The organism is Sphingomonas sp. Leaf30 (genome assembly GCF_001422525.1).
GTDB lineage: Bacteria > Pseudomonadota > Alphaproteobacteria > Sphingomonadales > Sphingomonadaceae > Sphingomonas > Sphingomonas aerolata.
Map to the genome: position 1 here is coordinate 18,321 of NZ_LMKZ01000015.1, position 17,024 is coordinate 35,344.

General features: G+C 62.3%; 13 protein-coding genes. 12 read left to right on the top strand and 1 reads right to left on the bottom strand.

Going from position 1 to position 17,024, the window contains the following annotated elements; genetic code table 11:
• Positions 1-69 precede the first annotated feature (69 nt).
• Both ASE89_RS11765 and ASE89_RS11770 read left to right on the top strand, forming a co-directional pair.
• Positions 70-1,095, top strand: a complete 1,026-nt coding sequence (locus tag ASE89_RS11765; RefSeq protein ID WP_056677865.1) for a 3-dehydroquinate synthase — start codon at positions 70-72, stop codon at positions 1,093-1,095.
• Between the two features lie 124 nt (positions 1,096-1,219).
• The gene (locus ASE89_RS11770; RefSeq protein ID WP_201781534.1) at positions 1,220-3,034 is read left to right on the top strand and encodes a thiamine pyrophosphate-binding protein; all 1,815 of its coding nucleotides are present in this window, start codon (positions 1,220-1,222) and stop codon (positions 3,032-3,034) included.
• On the opposite strand, the gene ASE89_RS11775 is transcribed toward ASE89_RS11770, so the two are convergent.
• The gene (locus ASE89_RS11775) at positions 3,012-4,568 is read right to left on the bottom strand and encodes a hypothetical protein (protein ID WP_056677868.1); all 1,557 of its coding nucleotides are present in this window, start codon (positions 4,566-4,568) and stop codon (positions 3,012-3,014) included. The genes ASE89_RS11770 and ASE89_RS11775 overlap by 23 nt on opposite strands.
• A gap of 201 nt (positions 4,569-4,769) precedes the next feature.
• Here ASE89_RS11775 and ASE89_RS11780 point away from each other — a divergent pair, with 201 nt between their 5' ends.
• The 10 genes from ASE89_RS11780 to ASE89_RS11825 all read left to right on the top strand — a co-directional run bounded on the left by ASE89_RS11780 (position 4,770) and on the right by ASE89_RS11825 (position 17,002).
• Positions 4,770-5,684: an SDR family oxidoreductase gene (locus ASE89_RS11780; RefSeq protein ID WP_269082960.1), complete on the top strand. Its 915-nt coding sequence runs from the start codon at positions 4,770-4,772 to the stop codon at positions 5,682-5,684.
• Positions 5,681-6,718 carry an oxidoreductase gene (locus tag ASE89_RS11785; RefSeq protein ID WP_056677872.1) on the top strand — a complete coding sequence of 346 codons (1,038 nt, stop codon included), beginning with the start codon at positions 5,681-5,683 and terminating at the stop codon, positions 6,716-6,718. The genes ASE89_RS11780 and ASE89_RS11785 overlap by 4 nt, the downstream gene beginning before the upstream one ends.
• 144 nt (positions 6,719-6,862) lie before the next feature.
• Positions 6,863-8,242: a lipopolysaccharide biosynthesis protein RfbH gene (rfbH, locus tag ASE89_RS11790; protein WP_236701740.1), complete on the top strand. Its 1,380-nt coding sequence runs from the start codon at positions 6,863-6,865 to the stop codon at positions 8,240-8,242.
• 34 nt (positions 8,243-8,276) lie between these two features.
• Positions 8,277-10,133, top strand: a complete 1,857-nt coding sequence (locus ASE89_RS11795) for a thiamine pyrophosphate-binding protein (RefSeq protein WP_056677878.1) — start codon at positions 8,277-8,279, stop codon at positions 10,131-10,133.
• Positions 10,134-10,141: 8 nt separating this feature from the next.
• Entirely contained in the window at positions 10,142-11,110 is a 969-nt protein-coding gene (locus tag ASE89_RS11800) for an NAD-dependent epimerase/dehydratase family protein (RefSeq protein ID WP_156363446.1), read from the top strand.
• Between the two features lie 165 nt (positions 11,111-11,275).
• Positions 11,276-13,165 (top strand): SLBB domain-containing protein, encoded by a 1,890-nt coding sequence (locus tag ASE89_RS11805; RefSeq protein ID WP_056677884.1) that lies wholly within the window; start codon positions 11,276-11,278, stop codon positions 13,163-13,165.
• Between the two features lie 59 nt (positions 13,166-13,224).
• Entirely contained in the window at positions 13,225-14,256 is a 1,032-nt protein-coding gene (locus ASE89_RS11810; RefSeq protein WP_056677886.1) for a hypothetical protein, read from the top strand.
• On the top strand, positions 14,253-15,221 hold the full coding sequence (locus tag ASE89_RS11815) for a glycosyltransferase family 2 protein (protein ID WP_236701741.1): 969 nt from the start codon (positions 14,253-14,255) through the stop codon (positions 15,219-15,221). Before ASE89_RS11810 ends, ASE89_RS11815 begins: the two co-directional genes overlap by 4 nt.
• 3 nt (positions 15,222-15,224) lie before the next feature.
• Positions 15,225-15,611 carry a GtrA family protein gene (locus ASE89_RS11820; RefSeq protein WP_056677890.1) on the top strand — a complete coding sequence of 129 codons (387 nt, stop codon included), beginning with the start codon at positions 15,225-15,227 and terminating at the stop codon, positions 15,609-15,611.
• 32 nt (positions 15,612-15,643) lie between these two features.
• On the top strand, positions 15,644-17,002 hold the full coding sequence (locus tag ASE89_RS11825) for a hypothetical protein (protein WP_156363448.1): 1,359 nt from the start codon (positions 15,644-15,646) through the stop codon (positions 17,000-17,002).
• The last annotated feature ends 22 nt before the right edge of the window (positions 17,003-17,024 follow it).

Genomic DNA, 17,024 nt, shown 5'->3' on the forward strand with positions numbered 1-17,024 from the left:
CGCACCTTCGCGGTTCAAGCATCGACCGGCAGCTATAGTGTCGGCATCGGCACCGGACTGTTGCAGCAGATGCTCGACACGGACGGAGATCGCGTCTTTCTGGTCGACGCGTATCTGCAGGCACCATTCATCGCGGCGGGCCTCGATCCGATCGTCGTCGTCGCGGACGAGCCTGCCAAGTCGCTCGACCGGATGACCGACATCATCGTTCAGCTTCGCGAACGCCGTGCCACGCGCAACACCACGCTGGTTGCGGTCGGCGGGGGGGTTATCCAAGATATCGCCGCCTTTGCCGCATCGACCTACATGCGCGGGATCGACTGGGTGTACGTTCCCACGACGTTGCTCAGCATGACCGACAGCTGCATCGGTGGAAAATCTTCGATCAACGTCGGCATTTACAAGAACATCGTCGGTACCTTCCATCCGCCCGTCGAGGTGCTGATCGATCCGAGCTTCGTCGCGACGCTGTCGCACGAGCAGCGGGCGGCAGGCTTGTGTGAAGCGGCCAAGATCTGCCTGTGCCGCAACACCAGCGAATTTGATGCCTATCTGGCGGCACGGCCCTCGGTTGAGGCAGATGAAACGACCCTGGTCGCGGTTATCGACCGTAGCCTGCGTGGCAAGAAATGGTTCATCGAGGTCGACGAGTTCGACAAGGGTGAACGACTGCTCCTGAACTTTGGCCACACCTTCGGTCATGCGATCGAAGCCGCAACGACGTTCGCGGTCAGCCACGGCATTGCGGTCGGCCTGGGCATGTTCACGGCGTTCCGGCTCGGCGAGGCGATGGGACGCGACTACAGCAATGCACCTTCGATCGCGCCGTTCCGCGCGCATGTCACAGAGCTTCTGGGTGCGGTCGACGGCCTGCCCGAGGCGCTGGGTATGGCAACTGTCTCGAGCCTGATGGATGCGTTCGAGTCTGACAAGAAGCATACCCGTGATCACTATGCGGTCATCGTCGCTCGCGTGGACGGTGTGATCGAGCGGCTCATGCTGCCGCGCGACGCGGCAACTCGGACCATGATCGAGCAAGCCTTTGCGCGGTTGCTGTCGGATCATGCCCGATCGGGCATGCTGGTTTCGGCGTAACGCAGGTCTTGCCCGAGGATTGCCGCTGCGGCAGTGGCGACGCACGTCTTTCGCGAGCGGGTGCGGCAGAGTACGGCACGGCGATGCTGCCAGCGCATCGGCCGCGACAAGTCAGGGCGAAACCATGAGCATGATCAAGCTATCCGACTGGGTCGCCCAGCGACTGGTCGATCATGGTGTCCGCCACGTCTTCATGCTGACGGGCGGGGGGGCGATGCATCTCAACCATTCGCTTGGTACCGATCCACGCCTCGGCTGCATGTTCATGCATCACGAGCAGGCGCTCGCGATCGCTGCCGAGGCCTATTACCGGCTGACGAACCGGCTGGCCGTGGTCAACGTGACGTCTGGCCCCGGCGGTACCAACGCCATTACCGGGGTCTATGGCGCGTTCGTGGACTCGATCGGCATGTTGGTGATTTCGGGTCAGGTGAAGACCGAGACGACGGTGCGCTCGACCGGACTAGGCCTGCGCCAATATGGTGATCAGGAACTCGACATCGAGGAGGTCGTCAGGCCGATCACCAAATATGCCGTGATGGTGACTGACCCGCAATCGATGCGCTATCACCTTGAAAAAGCGTTGTACTTGACTGCGTCGGGGCGACCCGGACCATGCTGGATCGATATTCCGCTCGATATCCAGTCGACCCAGATCGATCCCGACACCCTGCCCGGTTTCGACCCGGCCGAACTCGACGAGCCGTGGCGCAAGACCGATTTCGCTGCGGCTGCAGCAGCCATCGTCGACCAGCTGACAAAGGCGCGCCGTCCGGTCGTTCTCGCTGGTGGCGGCGTGCGCCTGAGTGGCGCGCACGCCGATTTCCTGCGCGTGATCGAGCGCCTGGGCGTTCCGGTGGTCACTGCCTGGAACGCGCATGACGTCCTGTGGGATGACCATCCGTTGTTTACCGGCCGGCCGGGTACGATCGGCGACCGTGGCGGCAATCTGGTCACGCAGAACGCCGATTTTCTCCTGATCCTTGGAAGCCGCCTCAACATCCGGCAGATCAGCTACAATTGGGGCAGCTTTGCGCGCGCCGCCTACAAGGCATGGGTCGACATCGATCCTCTGGAACTGCAGAAACCCACCGTCAGACCCGATTTACCGATCGTCGCCGATCTCCGCGACCTGTTGCCGGCGCTGCTCGCGACCCCGTATGAAGGGCCCGACGAGGAGCAACGCACCTGGTTGTCCTGGGCGCAGGAACGGCGCCGGATGTTCCCGCTGGTCCTGCCCGAATACCGCGAGCATACACTCCTTCATCCCTATGTTGCGCTCGATACCCTGTCCCGGGCGCTCGAAACCGATGATGTCATCGTGACCGGCAATGGCAGTGCCTGCGTGATCGGCTTTCAAACTGCGACGATCAAGCAGGGGCAGCGGCTGTGGACCAACTCGGGCTGCGCGACGATGGGATACGACTTGCCTGCCGCGATCGGCGTGTGCGTTGCGACCGGGGGGGATCGCCGGGTAATCTGCATCACCGGCGACGGTAGCATCATGATGAACCTGCAGGAGTTGCAGACGATCGCCGGGCACCGCCTGCCGGTGAAGATATTCCTGCTCAACAACAACGGCTATGTGTCGGTCTTCCAGACACAGCGCCTGTTCTTTGGCGGTGTCGAGGTCGGGGGCGGGCCGAAAAGCGACGTGACCTTCCCGGATTTCGCCAAGGTCGGTGCGGCCTTCGGGTTTACGGTGTTCCGGGCAGAGACGCCCGCTGATCTGGATGCGACGATCGCAGCAGCGCTCGCGGCCGACGGGCCGGTCCTGTGCGAGCTTATGATTGACGGCGATGTACCATTCGCGCCTAAATTGAGCGCGCGCCAACATGATGACGGGCGGATCACCTCGCCCCCCCTCGAGGATCTGTCGCCTTTCCTGTCGCGCGACATGCTGCGGGCAAGCATGTTCATCGATATGATCGACGAGTGACGGGGACAGCCGGGCGTGGAACGCTCCGGTCCACGACACGGTACAGTGCAGACCGATCGCTTTGCCAGATCGGGACCAGATCGGTCGCGCGTGCACGGCCTTCGGGAAACCCTATCGTCCATACGTAGCCGAAGGTTCTGCGATCGAAGGTCGCGATCGCGTGATCCAGGTCCGAGGAGCCACCGGGGCGTTCCGCATCGAGCATCAGCTGGGACGGATCGCGGTCGAACGGTGCGGCAGTCGGATGGCGAGGCTCGATTATCTGCTGGCCGGCAGAGGCCCATTGTTCGTTGGTGAAGATGCGCCGTCTGGCGATTGCAATGCCGGCAACGTGGGAAAGACGCGGGTTAAGCCAGACGTCTTCCCAAGGCTCGCTGACCAACGTGAGCACGCCTGCTCCTCGCGGCATCAACGGCAGGGGTGCCAGTTCGACCCTCCGCTCGGCGATGAACAGCCCGAACGCGACGATCGTGGTGGCCGTCCGCATCGCAAAGAACGCCGCACCGCCGATCGCAAGCCGTGTTTCAGTGACGTCGTTACGGGCATGGATGGCAAGCAAGCTCATCATGACGGCATAAGGAAGCACGCGGGCATTGATGAAGGCGCCGCCCATGAAGAAGGGCGGCAGGATGACGAAGGCCAAGCCTCCGATCAGCGCGGGCACGCCCAGCACTGGTATCATCGCCAGTTGTTTTGATCGTACTGCCGCCCAGAGCAACAGCCCCAGCACAATGGCGCAGCCCACGTCATAGACATGCCAACGCTCGCGGAGCAGCGACGACAGCCATTGTGCCTTGTAGATCCAGTCGAGCCATCCGCCGGTTACCGCCGCGCCGTGCGAACCATGGATCATCGCCAGGACCTGAGGCCACAGCATCGGCGCGCAGGTCAGGCCCGCGAACAGCGTGGCCGGAACCAGCCGTTGTCCACGGCCTCGCCGAATGGCCCATTCCGCGCCGAAAACGAAGAAGCCCAGCAATACCCAGCCGAAGCTATGGCAGGTCCAGACGACGCCTGCGATCGGCAGGAACACGGCGATCCGCATCCATGTGGCATGGTTTCGGGCAAGACGGATCCACAATGCGAGCCCTGCGATGACGAGCGTCCCGCTCAGGACGTAGTTCAGGAAGCCCAGCTGGAATGGCAGGGCATAGGCGAGAGGAAAGGCGAAGGCCGCGGCAGGCGGTATGCGGCCATGCGCCTCGTGGGCCAGCCACAGCATCGCCGCCACGGTAAGTGGGGGTATCAATCCGACGATCAGATGCGTGGCCGACTCCACGTCCATCAGCGGATGGAGCAGCATGACCAGCAGCTCGACCCCCAGATTGCCGATCAGTGCCCAATGTACCGCATAATGTCGATCGAGTGGCTGCTGCCCCGCTTCGACGATGATGCGGTAGCTGCCCAGATGCCCCGGCAAGTCGACAAGAGGCGGCAGTGACGGCCAAAGCATCGGCAAGGCGGACGCGAGCACGGCACCGGCCATGATCCAGCGCGTCTGCCACCATCGCCTGAATTCGGCCGTTTCTTGCATGTCCGTTTCCTATCGGCGTTGCGCGGCATGGATGCATGTTAACCAACGGTGGTTGCCCCCTGTGCTCGAGCACTGCTAGGTGAATTGACAATTTTCCCCAAAAGGTCCTGTCGCTTTGCGACAATTGCCTGATGGAACGAGCGTTGCGGGCAGCCTGCAACATCGGCTTCCATCATGCGGACGCAGAAGAGCGAAGAGATGATGACTGAGCGTATTCCGGTACTGGTTACCGGTGGGAAAGGAATGCTGGGGTCGGCGTTGGCGCTCGAGGCGGCGCGGTTTCCACGTCTCGACGTCCGGGCGCCGGGGCGTGAGGAGCTTGATGTTCGTGATGCTGGCGCATTGGCCGGCTGGGGCGACTGGGTCCGTGGAGGCTGGATCGTCCACTGCGCGGCTCGCGTCGATGTGGAAGGCTGCGCCCGGGAGCCCGAGGAGGCACGGCGTACCATCGTCGAGGGCACGGCCAATGCCGTCGCGCTTGCCAGGCAGGCGGGAACACGGTTCCTGTATCCGCAGTCTTTCCTGGTGTATGATGGCCGCACCAACCCGATCGCAGAGGACGAGACACCGCGTCCCTTGTCGCTGTACGGCGAGCTGAAATACGAAGCCGAAAAGGTCGTGACTGCCGCCCTCCCCGAGGCGACGATCGTCCGCATGGCCGGCTTCTTCGGAGGCGAGGCTTCGGACAAGAACTTCGTCGGCCGCATAATTCCGGTCATGCAGGCGGCGATGGCGCGTGGCGAAACCCGGTTTGAAGTCGGCACGCGCATCTGGCAGCCGACCTGGACGCGCGATCTCGCCTACAATACGCTGCTTCTTCTCTCGCGGGGTGGCAGCGGCCATTACCAGATGGCATGCCAGGATGCCGCGACTTTTGCCGACATCGCGCACGAGATCGTTGCGGCGCTCGGCTGGAGCGAACGGCTCGAAATCGTGCCCGTCGATGCGTCTGCGGTTTCCGGATCGGAACTGGGGCGCCGTCCCGACAAGGCCGTACTGTCATGCGCTCGGTTGAAGGCCGAACATCTCGATCTGCAACGTGCCTGGCGCCCGACGCTACACGCCTATCTCGACCATCCGTTTTTCGATCAATATCGACTGGAGTCCACCCGATGACCCGCCTGCTCGAACCCCTCGATCATCCGGGCTTCATGCCCTTGCGCAACCGGTCGGTGATGTCGGCAATGAGCCGCGGTTTCGCCGATGAAGGCCACCGCGCGACCCCGGAGATCCGCGACTATTACAAGCGTCGTGCTGATGGGGGCGTCGGCCTGATCCTGACCGAGGGCACGGTCATCCATCGCAGCGGCGATGGCTGGAACAATGCGCCTTATATCGCGACCGACGAGCAGGCCGAAAGCTGGCGGCAGGTCGTTGACGCGGTCCATGAGGGCGGCGCGAAGATCGCCTGCCAGCTCTGGCATACCGGGCGCATCTCGCACTCGGACTATACAGGCGATGCACCGGTTAGTTCGACCAATCGTGCGGCAGCCGGCGTAAATCGCCAGAACGGCAAGCCCTACGGTGAGCCCCGCGCGCTCGAGGCGGCGGAAATGCCGACCGTATACGGCTATTATACCGACGCCGCACGTCGTGCGCTCGACGTTGGGTTCGATGCACTCGAACTCCATATCGGCCATGGCTATCTTGCTGACCAGTTCCTCGACTCACGGATCAACGACCGCGAGGACGCCTATGGCGGTTCGATCGAGAACCGTTGCCGGTTCGCGCTTGAGCTGACGCGCGAGATGCTGGCCGTATGTCCCGCCGATCGGTTGATCGCACGTATCTCGCCATCGCGGTCGATGGGCGGTCTGTATAACTGGCCGGATCTGGACGAGATGCTCGCCTATTTCATCCCGGCCTTGCAGGATCTTGGCTTGACTGCGCTCGACATCAGCTGCGCCAATTCGAATTATTTTGAGACGTCGGGCGAGATCGTCCGCAAGGTGCGACCGATGTGGTCGGGCGTTCTGATGGGTGGTGCGTCGCTGACGATCGATCAGGCCGAGGCCGAACTTGAGGCTGGATTGCTCGATTGCGTCACATGGGGGCGTGCGTTCCTGGCCAATCCCGATCTGGTCGAAAAGGTCGCGCGGCGTGGCGAATGGACGCCGTTCCAGGACAGCATGCGCGAAGTTCTGGCATAAGCCGACGCAACGCATTGATTTGATGATGGGAGCAAAGACCATTGGCGAGCCGCACCGGCGAAGCTATGGCGCCTTGCTCAAACCATGTGCTTGTTCACCTGGCACCCGACGGAATGATCGTCGGGATTGCCTTGGAGTTTCTTGATGACATCTACCCTAGAAGCCGTCGATTCGATCATGGCGCAGGCTGCGGATTGCGACGAGCCGCAACTGCGCCAGACCATCCTCGACCTGGTCGGGCAATATGCGCGTGCCTTCCACGCGCCCAAGCCGTTCGTGCGCGGCGAGAGCCCGGTCCCGGTTTCGGGCAAGGTGTACGGCGAGGCGGACATGCGTTCGCTGGTCGACTCCGCGCTTGATTTCTGGCTGACCACGGGCCGCTTCAACGAGACGTTCGAGGCCAAGCTTGCGGCGCGCTTGGGCGTAAAGCATGCGCTGACGACCAATTCGGGCTCGTCCGCCAACCTGCTCGCATTGTCGACGCTGACCTCGCATTATCTGCGTAGTGATGCATTGAAGCCGGGCGACGAGGTGATCACCGTCGCTACAGGCTTCCCAACTACGGTTAATCCGTCGCTGCAATATGGCCTGACCCCGGTGTTCGTCGATGTCGACATCCCGACCTACAACGTGAAGCCCGAGATGATCGAGGCGGCAGTGTCGGATCGTACCCGTGCGATCATGATCGCACATACGCTCGGCAACCCCTTCGACATCGGCGAAGTGATGCGCGTGGCGGAGAAGTACGGGCTCTTCGTGATCGAAGACACCTGCGATGCCTTGGGCGCGACCTATAACGGTCAGCATGTCGGCACCTTCGGCGATATCGGCACGCTTAGCTTCTACCCCGCGCACCACATCACGATGGGTGAAGGCGGCGCGGTGTTCACCAACAAGCCCCGGCTGAAGCGCGTCATCGAATCGATGCGTGACTGGGGTCGCGATTGCTGGTGCGCGCCGGGCATGGACAACACCTGCGGCAAGCGGTTCGCACGCAAGCTGGGCGACCTGCCGTTCGGCTATGATCACAAATACACCTATGGCCACTGCGGCTATAATCTGAAGATTACCGACATGCAGGCGGCGATCGGTGTGACTCAGCTCGACCGCGTCGACGAATTCATTGCGGCGCGCCGTCGCAATTTCGATCTTCTTACCCAGGCGCTCAAGCCGCTCGAAGACGTGCTGATCCTGCCCAAGGCGACGCCAAACAGCGATCCTTCCTGGTTCGGCTACGCGATCACGATCCGTCCCGAATCCGGTCTGCTCCGCGACGAGCTGACGCAGTATCTGGACGCACATCGGATCGGTACGCGATTGTTGTTCGGCGGAAACCTGCTGCGCCAGCCCTACATGAAGGGCCGTCCGCACCGCGTCGTGGGCGAACTGACCAACGCCGATCTCGTGACCGAGAACACGTTCTGGATCGGTCTGTATCCTGGCCTGACCGAGGATCACATCGCCTTTGCGACCGACACGATCCATGCCTTCGTCGCTGGCAAGCGCACGTCCGGCGCGGCCTGACCCCGACCATCTCCTCGACCAGTGTAGGCCTTTGATGACCAGTATCCGCGTCGCCGACTATATCGCCCAACTCCTCGTCGCCGCAGGCGTCGAGGATGTGTTCATGCTAACGGGTGGCGGCTCGATGCATCTTAACGATGCGTTCGGACTGGCATCGGGGCTTCGCCCCTTGTTCCTTCATCATGAACAAGGGTGCGCGATCGCAGCCGAGAGCTATGGGCGGCTGTCGAACAAGCTGGCGGCGCTCAACGTGACGACCGGTCCGGGCGGCGTGAATGCGCTCAATGGCGTCTATGGGGCTTATGTGGACTCGATCGGGATGATCGTGATCTCTGGCCAGGTGAAGCGCGAGACCTACGCGCCCAATATCGATGCACGCCTGCGCCAGCTTGGCGACCAGGAAGTCGACATCGTGACGATGGTCCGCGGCATCACCAAATATGCAGTCGTCCTCCAGGATCCGCAGGATACCCGCAAGGTTGTCGAAAAGGCGCTCTGGCTGGCGCGTCGTGGCCGCCCCGGCCCGGTATGGATCGACGTGCCGGGCGACGTTCAGGGTGCGATGATCGACCCGGATACGCTGGTTGCTTTCAACCCTGCGGATGCCGACGATCGTGATGGCGAAGCGCTCAACACGGCGTCCGAGGAAGGCCTGCTGACGGGCAACGCGCTCGATGCCGAAGTCGCGGCGATGCTCGGTGAACTTTATGCGGCCGAGCGGCCCGTCGTTCTGGCCGGTGCCGGCGTACGGATTTCCGGAGAGCATGCTCGCTTCCTGGAGTTTGTCGGGCGTATCGGCGTGCCCGTCGTAACCGGCTGGAATGCGCATGACGCGATTTCCAACGACCATCCGCTCTATGTCGGTCGACCGGGGTCGCTGGGCGATCGAGGCGGCAATTTCGCGGTGCAGACAGCCGATTACGTCCTCGTGCTCGGCTCGCGGCTCAATATCCGCCAGGTCAGCTTCAACTGGCAGTCCTTCGCGCGTGACGCGAAGGTGGCGATGGTCGAAGTCGATGCAGCCGAGCTTGCCAAGCCGACATTGTCGCTGCACCGGCCGATCCACGCGGATCTGCGCGGCTTCTTCGCAGCCGCAGCCGCCCAGCCGACACCTTCGGTCGACAAGGCCGCGGAGCGTGCCGCGTTCCTGGCCTGGAGCCGGGAGCGTGCCGCACGCTATCCCGTCGTATTGCCCGAATATTGGGAGCAGGCGTCGCCGATCAATCCGTACTGTTTCGGCGCGGCGCTGTTCGATGAACTCGAGGAAAACGACATCGTCGTGACCGGTGACGGCACGGCATGCGTGACGATCTTCCAGGCGGCTGATCTGAAGCGCGGGCAGCGTCTGTACACGAACTCGGGCTGTGCCTCGATGGGGTATGACCTGCCGGCCGCGATCGGAGCCTATTACGCCTCGGGCGCCAAGCGGATCATCTGCCTGGCGGGCGACGGCAGCATCATGATGAACCTGCAGGAATTGCAGACGATCGTCGGCGCGTCGCTGCCGATCAAGATCTTCGTGCTGAACAATGACGGCTATCACTCGATCCGGCAGGCACAGCAGAATTACTTTCCCGAGAACATCGTCGGATGCGGTCCCGACAGTGGCGTGACATTCCCGGATTATCAGCGGCTGGCCTACGGCTTCGCGCTGGCGTCGAGCCGTGTCGATAATCACGAGGACCTGCCGTCCGCGATCCGCGCCGCGCTGGACGGGCCCGACGCGCATCTCTGCGAAGTGATGATCGACAAGACGCAGGCCTTCTCACCTAAATTGTCGTCGCGGCGACTGGAGGACGGGACCATGGTCTCCTCCGCGCTGGAGGACATGGCGCCATTCCTGCCACGCGAGGAATTGCGCGAGGCGATGACGCCGCGTCCGGTCGCGTGAGTATCGCGATGCCCGGTCGGCCTGGTCTTGCACCGGAGACGATCGCGGTGCTTGCTGCCAGCACGCACCGCATCGTCATCACCGGCGCCAGCGGCTGGCTGGGTAGCGCCACGATCGAGTTGCTGCACGACGCACTGGGCGATGCGCTGCATAAGCGGCTCAGGTGCTTCGGTTCGAACGCCCGGACGCTCGCGCTGCGCGATGGACTGTCGGTTGAACAGCGGCCGCTAACCGAGATCGGCCTGCTCGATCCACAGCCGACGCTGGTCCTTCACCTCGCCTTCCTTACCAAGGATCGCGTCGAGGGCATGGATACCGACGCGTACAGCGCAGCTAATGCGGCGCTCAGCGAAGTCGTGCTCGACGCGCTCGATCGCATCGGTGCGGTGGCTGTATTCGTTGCGTCCTCTGGCGCAGCCCGATCGGCGGGCGACGCGAACGCCGATCATGCGATGCGCTTGTATGGCGGCTTGAAGAAGCGCGACGAGGAGACGTTCGCAGCTTGGGCGCTTGACCGGAATCGTACGGCGATCATCACGCGCGTCTTCAACGTGTCGGGGCGCTACATCAACAAACACCAGAGCTATGCACTGGCCGCGTTCATCAACGATGCGCTTGCAGGACGACCGATAACTGTACGTGCGCCGCATCAGGTGATCCGCGGCTATGTCGCCATTCGCGAACTGATGTCGCTGGTGTTAAGACTGCTGGCAGACAGCACCCCCGGTGTTGTCCGGTTCGATACGGGCGGCGACGCGCTGGAGCTGGGCGAGGCCGCGGCAGTCGTTGCGGAGACGTTGGGATCCATGCCGGTCGACCGTGCGGCGATCATCAGCGATCGCGTCGATAATTATGTCGGGGACCGGGCAGACTATGATCGTCTGCGCGCAGGCTTCGGTATCGCGACCGTATCGTTTGCCGATCAGATACAAGAAACTGCGAACTATCTGATTGGCACGGATCGTGCCATTGGATAGCCCCCGACTGCGATCGATATCGTGGTCGAACCGGATCAAGTACGCCTGCCTGAGGCAGCGTGAGAACAAGATGGAGCGTAAAGCGTGAGGCGGGATTCCGGTGGACTACGTGCGTGGGACCGGGGTACGTTTCCCCGCCTGAGCCGCTTTGGATGTCATGCAGTGATGCTGCTGGCGATCAGCCTTGGGTCGGCACATGCCCAGATCCTGCCCCAGCCTCAGGCGCAAGGGTCGAATATTCCGCAAGGATCGCCGGTTTCGGATCCGTCGCAGGGCACGACCGGCACCAGGCGCAACGACACCACGACGGATACGACGCCGGCGGTGACGGGCGAGCGGCTGGAAGCCGTCGAGGTCGACGGTCAGACCAGTCAGAACGACCGGAACGACACGAACCGCACGACGACCGACAGGGTGGAACGCAATCCGCGGTTGAAACCCCTGCCCCCGCCCAATGAGTTCGAACGGTTCGTCGAGCGGACCGCAGGTCGCAAACTGCCACGTTTCGGCAGCGACCTGCTGCTGCCGAGCAATCGCGATTATGCCACGCCAGCCACCGCGACGGTGCCGTCAAGCTATATTCTGAACGTCGGTGACAAGATCCAGATCGGCATGACCGGTTCGATCGAGGGCAGTGTCCAGCGCGAGATCGATACGAACGGCCGAATCTTCCTGCCGAAAGTCGGGTCTATTCGGTTGGCGGGTACGCGGTATGGCGATCTGAAGGAAACGATCAGCCGTGCAATCGGCCTGAAATATCGAAATTTCACGGTCAATGTCGGGATCGACGACTTGCGCGGCGTCCGCGTGTACGTGACCGGGTTCGCCAATAATCCTGGCGCTTATACAGTCAACAGCCTGTCGACGATGGTCAACGCCGTGCTTGCGGCCGGTGGGCCGGCAGCAGGGGGCAGCTTTCGTTCAGTCAAGCTCTACCGCAACAACGAATTGGTGAGCGATTTCGATCTTTACCAGATGCTTCTGCGCGGCGATCGCTCTGGGGACGCCACGCTCCAGAACGAGGATGTGTTGTTCATCCCGCCGGTCGGCCAGCAGATCGCAGTCACGGGCAGCGTCAACAACGAGGCGATCTTCGAGATCAAGCCAGGCGAGACGCTGGACCAGGTCCTTGGCTATGCCGGCGGGACGAACAGCCTCGCCGATCAGTCGCGCCTGCTGCTCTACCGGCTCGCCAACTATGATACGATCGGCGCGAAGCAGATCGACCGTGCTCAGGCGGCCTCGACCGCTGCAGCGGATGGCGACATTGTCCAGATCCTGTCATCGGGCAGCCTGCAACGCTCGGTGCTGCGTCAGTCCGTCGTCGTTCGGATCGAGGGCGAGGTGAATGCGCCAGGTAACTATTATGTCCCGGCAAACACCCCGTTGAGCGAAGTTCTGGCGCGGGCCGGCGGATTGACCTCGCGCGCGTATGTCTATGGTACGCGGTATGAACGCGTATCCGAGCAGCGTGCGCAGGGCGAAGCGTTCGACCAGGCGATCCAGCAGCTCGAGATATCGCTCGAGGCCAGCCCGTTGACGGCAGATTCGGCGATAAACACCGGTGACCTGGCCGCCCAGCGGGCCAGTGGTCGGGCGGTTCTGGAGCGTCTGCGGGCAATCAAGCCCGATGGGCGCCTCGTCCTCGACATCACCCCCGAAACGGTCGCTCTCCCAGGTGAATTCCTGCTTGAGAACAACGATCGGATCGTCGTGCCGCCACGGCCCATCACGGTCGGTGTCTTCGGCGCGGTTTATCGCCCGGCATCGTTCGTGCTCAGTGATGCACGCGGCAACCGTGTCGAGGACTATGTCGAGCGAGCTGGTGGTGCGTTGCGTGCTGCGGACCGCAAGGAGATCTTCGTCGTACGCGCCAATGGCGACGTTGTTTCGCGGCGTCGTGGCGCAATGAAGGCGCAGGTCCTGCCAGGCGATGTCGTCTTCGTTCCGATCAAGACACAAGCGTCGTCGGTATGGTCCAAGATTCGCGATATCAGCACGATCGCCTTCCAGTTCGGCATCGCTGCCGCGACCGTGGTGGCGTTGACGCGATGACGCCACCCCGCGACCTGATTGGTACCCTGTCCCGTACAAGCCCTTTCAGGCGGCCCTGGGTGCGACGCGGGCTGTTCGCCGTGGTCCTGGCCGTGCTGGCAGTGCTGACCTTCTTTCCCGAACGCTACCGTGCAGCGGTGACGCTGACGCCGACGGATCCAAGCAGCTTGGGCCTTGGCGCCGCTCTTGGTCAGCTAGGCGCCCTCAACACGGTGTTCGGCACTCAGGCGGCGGTCGAAATCAGCCTGAAGATCGCCAACAGCGTCGAGACCCGCCATGCGGTCATCGAGAAGATGGGGCTGATGAAGCGGCTGAATTTCAGCAATGAGACCGAGGCGAGCCGCTGGCTGGAAAAGAACGTATCGATCCGTGCCCTGCGCGGCGGTATCGTTCAGGTCGAGACGTTCAATCGGGACCCTGATTTCGGCCGTGCGCTCGTCAACGTGGTGACCAACGAGATGCGTCAGCGGCTTGGCGCGATCGCACGTCGGCAGACCGCCTATAAACGCGATATCCTGGTCGAACTGGTGGCCAAGGCCGATGATCGGCTGGCACGGGCACAGACGGCGTATGATCTGTTCCGCCGCAATACGCGCTTCTCCAATCCCTCGACGGCGATCGATGCGATCGGCAACCGGATTCCTGTGTTGCAGGCGTCGATCAAGGCCAAGGAAGTCGAATTGAGCGCGGCGCGCCAGTTCGCGACGGACGAGAACATCTCGGTCAAGCAGATCCTCTCGGAGATCGAGGCACTGCGTCAGCAGCTCGCGCAGTTCCAGGCCCTGAGCCCGTCAGGTTCGAATTCGCTCGGCCGCGTGGTCCAACAATCCACCCAGTCGCAGAAGCTGGAACGCGAGCTCGCGCTGGCGACCAGTCTCTATTACAACTATCGCAACTTTCTGGCGGGCACGACCGTCGAGGACCTGACCTCCACGGCCAATGTCCGCATCCTCGAAACCCCCTTCATCGATACCGATCGACAGCTGAACAAGGGGCCGATGATCCTCTTCATCCTCATCCTCCTGCTCGCCGGAGCGATCGAATTCTATGCCATGCGCCCGCCAGTCGGCACGCGCCGGGAAATCGCATGACCATGTCCATACCACCCAGAGTCTCGCCCGGGATTTCGCCCGAAATCTCGGTCGTCATCCCTTGCCGGAACGAGGAGGCGAATGCCGCGCTCATTGCAGCCGCGGTGATCGCTCAGCTCGAGCAGGTCAGCGATAGCTTCGACATCATCTTCATCGACAATGCCTCGACCGATCGCACCGTCGCGATCATCCGTGAGATGTGCGCAGCCGATCCGCGCATCCGGCTGATCGTCAACACGCGTAATTTTGGCCAAATGCGTTCCCCTACGCATGCGATCTTCGAGGCCAGCGGCGACGCGGTCATCGCGATGTGTGCCGATTTCCAGGACTCGCCCGAACTCCTGCCGCGCTTCGTCGAGCGCTGGCGCGCTGGCGTGGACATCGTGCTCGGCGTCCGCGAAAAGGAAAAGTCGACCTTCCTGTTTGGGTCATTGCGGCGGTTGTTCTACGCAATCTCGCGCAAGGTCGGCGAGTACCCGATTATCCCGAACGCGACCGGCTTTGGCCTTTACGATCGCAAAGTCGTCCGCACGATCGCGGCGATGAAGGAGCCCGAACCGTTCTTCCGCGGGATGCTCGTCGAGACCGGCTATTCGACCGAGATCATTCCTTACCCCCGGCCGGGCCGGTTGCGGGGCCTGTCGAACAACAACTTCTTCACGTTGCTCGACTTTGCGCTGTCGGGCTTGGCGAGCTCGTCAAAGAATCTGATCCGTCTGCCCTTCTTCGTTGCAGGGTTCTGTGGCGTGCTGACCGGCCTTACGATCCTTGCAGCGCTCATCGCTGCTGTTGTCGGGACCCCGTCGACGCCCTGGTTGATCGCCGGTGCGGTGGAGCTTCAATTTGCCTTGTTGTTTGGGTTTCTCGGATTGATCGGCGATCAGGTTCGTCTGACGTCCGAACGGACGCGCGGCACCCCGCTCGTCGTCGAGCGCGAGCGGGTCAATTTCCCGCAGGATTACTGAGGCATGGAACGGCTTCGGTCCGCGCGGCTAATCGAGTTGTGGCGCTATGGCCAGGCGGGCGTCGTCAATGCGGCGTTCGGGTTCCTGACCTTCTCGTTGTTCGTCTGGCTTGGCGCCAACATTTTCGTGGCACAGATCCTGGCGACGATCATCGGCATAGCCTTCAACTACGTGACCTATAGCCGCCACGTATTTCGTGACGCCCAGCCGGCCAAGCTGCGTTTTGCGATATCCTATGCCTTCAATTATGCGGTTAGCCTGGCCGCGCTGGCGGTTGCCAGCAAGCTGGTCCATTCGCCCTATCTGGCAGGCCTGATCGCGATCGTCGCCACCGCCATCATCAACTACTTCGCCTTGAAGCACCTGGTCTTCACGCGCCCGGTGTCGTGACCATGGCGCGGGCGGTCCGATGGGCAGGCGCGATGCAGTGGCTTAGACGCTGGCGCGAACCGATCCTGGCGATCATCATCCTGAGTGGCGTTGTCCGCGCCTTCTTCTTCTTCCGCGCCAACGCGCATCTGCCACAGCCATTCTTCTACGAACCGTTCGATACGTGGATGGACTGGTTCAACACGTCCTACTGGGCGCATCACCAGGGCGCGTATGATGCCTGGGCGACGGTATACCCTCCGCTATCATTCGTCGTGCTCCGGCTGTTCAGCAAGGATTCCTGCTATGCCGAGGCGAACGGCTATGCCGCGCGCGAATGTGACTGGGTCGGGCTGTACGCGATGCACGGCTTCTTCCTGCTCAACGTCGTGTTGCTGTATTTCAGCTTCCGCAAGGTCGACCGCCAGACGGCGATCTGGCGCGCGCTGGGGCTCGGGTTTGGGTTGCCGTCGCTATTCGGGCTCGAGCGCGGCAACCTGATCGTGCTCTGCTTTACCTGCGTGATCCTGGGTTTCGGACCGCTGCTGAAATCTGCACGCTGGCGCTGGACCGCGGTCGGCATGGCAATCAATTTCAAGGTGTATATCGTTGCTGCATTGTTCCCCCAATTGCTGCGGCGTCGTTGGCGGTGGTTCGAAGGCGCAATTATCGCGACCATCGTGGTCTACATCGTCACCTATGGCTTGAAGGGTGAAGGTACGCCGATTGAAATCTACGAGAACATCCGTGATTTCTCAGGTCTGTACCAAGCCATCACCTTTCTCGATCTCTGGTACGCAGCGACGTATATCCCGCTGATATCGCTGCTCGACGGCCAGTATGCGATGGTCAGCGCGCTGGTCGGATCACAGATGGTCGACGTCCTCCTCATCGTCGTTCCCGGGTTGGTCCGTGCCACGCAAGCGATGATCGTCGTAGCGGCCGTGGCAGCCTGGATCCGCCCCGAGGTGGTGCCGATGCACCGCTTGACGTTCCTGGGCATAGCGATCGCGATGATCAGCGCGGAGCCGGGTGGTTACACCCAGAACATATTGATCTTCTTTGTGTTTCTGGAACGTGCCAAGGGCTTTGGCCGAACCTGGTCGATCCTGACCTGCTACGTGCTGTGCATGCCGTTCGACATCATTCTCGATCAGGTCCCGCCGCTTGTGCAGGAAAGCTATCTTGCCGGTCACACGACCTTCTTCACCTATTACATCACCGTTGGTCCGTTCCTGCGGCCGCTGCTGATCCTTTCCCTGGCCTTCGCGCTTTCCAGCGTCACGCTGCGCGATGTCTGGAGCGATATCCGGCACCAGGGATGGAAGGGGCGCTGGCGGTTCCGACACGATGCGCCGGTGATGGTGGGCGATGGGACAGTCCTGGCGCCGGGCGGGTCCGAGGCACGCTAAGCCGCATCATCCAACCGGAAAG